Here is a 1519-nt window from a genome sequence, read left to right as displayed (position 1 = left end):
CGCAGCGGCCCGCCCCTACGCCCGAAAAAACGCCCCCCTGCTGATCTGCGACGAACCCACCAGCGCCCTCGACCCCCGAGCCGAACAAGCCGCATACGACCGCATCCGCGAACTCGCCACCGACCGCACCGTCATCCTCATCACTCACCGCCTCGGTTCCACCCAGCACGCCGACCGCATCATCGTCCTCGACCACGGCCGCATCCTCGAAGAAGGCACCCACAACAGCCTCTTGCACGCGGACGGGGAGTACGCCGCGATGTGGACCACGCAGGCCCGCGCCTACACCACCGCCCCCGTCCCGTAGCCCGCAGTGCCCGCCACCCCGCCACCGGGGGCCAATGAGATTGGCCGGGTACGGCGGCCAAGCGCCGGGCCCTGCGGGGCCGCGTCAGGCGGATGCCGATGCGGCGTCCTGGCGGCGGGGGCCGGCAAGCCCCAGTTGGTAGGCGCGGGTCACGGCGTGGGCGTCAGTCTCGCCGCCGAGGGCGGTGACGAGGCCACGCAGGTCACGCCGTACCCCGTTGATGTTGCGGTACGTCTTCCGGGACATCTGCACCGTGGAGTACCCAGCGATCAGCAGTGGCAGCAGCTCCCGCTCTCCGTCAGCCAGCGTCACCCGGGCGCCGTCGGACGGAGGGATCTCCAGAACCTCGGCGTCGTAGGCCGCGGCGACCAGGGCGGAATGCACCGCCGAGGAGCCAACCTTGCGTGCGGCGTCGTTGCGGTAGCTCTTGGCGGTGATCTGGGTGATGCCGAGCTTCTCGGCCACCGACTTGAGCGTGCCGCCCTCAGCCAGTTCCCGAACGACCTGCCCCTCTCGGGGAGTGAGACGAACGGAGATCACGGCGTCACCAGCCCACGGTTCTCGGCGGGGCGGACAAACGCGTCGATGGCTGCCTTGTTGTATCCGTAGAACTCTCCACGCAGCCGGTCGTCGTTCGAGTCGGGCGGCGCGTCTCCCCACTGAACGCCGTGGCAGGTGTCAAGGCACGGGGACCAGCGCAGACGTACGTCAGGGAAACCGTAGCGGCCGGCCAGAAGGTTCCGGACGGCTAAGCCGATGAGCAGATCGGAGGCGGCGAAGTAGCCTCCGCGCCGTGGGCCGCCGACCGCGACGGCGAGCAGCGGTGCGCGGAACACACGAATCGCCACACTTTCGGCGAGCACGGACGGGTCCGCGAGCAACGCCCGGAAGTGATCGAAGTCGTAAGCTTCTTGGGCCGGAGCCAGCGTGACGGTCATCGGGGGTACGAGAAGGCTCGTCACGCCACGGCCGCCGTCAGGGGCCGATGGGGGGCGATGATCTGCCCGTCCGGGAGCAGTTCCCCGGTGTCCTCGAAGAGCAGGACGCCGTTACACAGCAGGCTCCAGCCCTGTTCCGGCCGGAAAGCCAAAGGTAGTGCGGCTTCCCGATCGGAGGCTTCCGCAGTCGGGCAGTGTGGTTGGTGCTGGCACATGTATTTCCTCCGCTTGGGGCGGCCCTCCGCCGGTGGCCCAGGGGGGAGGGGGCCTCCGA

At 69.4% G+C, this 1519-nt stretch carries 3 protein-coding genes and 1 pseudogene; 1 reads left to right on the top strand and 3 read right to left on the bottom strand.

Annotation, left to right across the window (positions count from 1 at the left end; genetic code table 11):
* Positions 1-307: pseudogene (locus ADK55_RS14795) on the top strand (ABC transporter ATP-binding protein); the annotation flags it as partial.
* An 84-nt stretch (positions 308-391) separates the two neighbouring features.
* Here ADK55_RS14795 and ADK55_RS14790 read toward each other — a convergent pair.
* From ADK55_RS14790 to ADK55_RS14780, 3 genes are read right to left on the bottom strand one after another with little or no spacing between them, the layout of a single operon-like run.
* Positions 392-847, bottom strand: a complete 456-nt coding sequence (locus ADK55_RS14790; protein ID WP_053678866.1) for a helix-turn-helix domain-containing protein — start codon at positions 845-847, stop codon at positions 392-394.
* The gene (locus tag ADK55_RS14785) at positions 844-1245 is read right to left on the bottom strand and encodes a DUF6302 family protein (protein ID WP_053678864.1); all 402 of its coding nucleotides are present in this window, start codon (positions 1243-1245) and stop codon (positions 844-846) included. Before ADK55_RS14785 ends, ADK55_RS14790 begins: the two co-directional genes overlap by 4 nt.
* A gap of 20 nt (positions 1246-1265) precedes the next feature.
* Positions 1266-1460, bottom strand: a complete 195-nt coding sequence (locus ADK55_RS14780; RefSeq protein WP_053678862.1) for a DUF5999 family protein — start codon at positions 1458-1460, stop codon at positions 1266-1268.
* Positions 1461-1519: the final 59 nt, after the last annotated feature.

Origin of the sequence: Streptomyces sp. WM4235 (assembly GCF_001279725.1) — a bacterium.
Taxonomy (GTDB): Bacteria; Actinomycetota; Actinomycetes; order Streptomycetales; family Streptomycetaceae; genus Streptomyces.
The sequence above is the reverse complement of the archived record's forward strand: the minus strand, read 5'-3'. Positions and strand labels throughout refer to the sequence as shown.

Excerpts from the sequence above, each read along its gene's own strand:
- ADK55_RS14785 (WP_053678864.1), bottom strand. The coding sequence starts at position 1,245 with ATGACCGTCACGCTGGCTCCGGCCCAAGAAGCTTACGACTTCGATCAC.
- ADK55_RS14780 (WP_053678862.1), bottom strand. The coding sequence starts at position 1,460 with ATGTGCCAGCACCAACCACACTGCCCGACTGCGGAAGCCTCCGATCGG.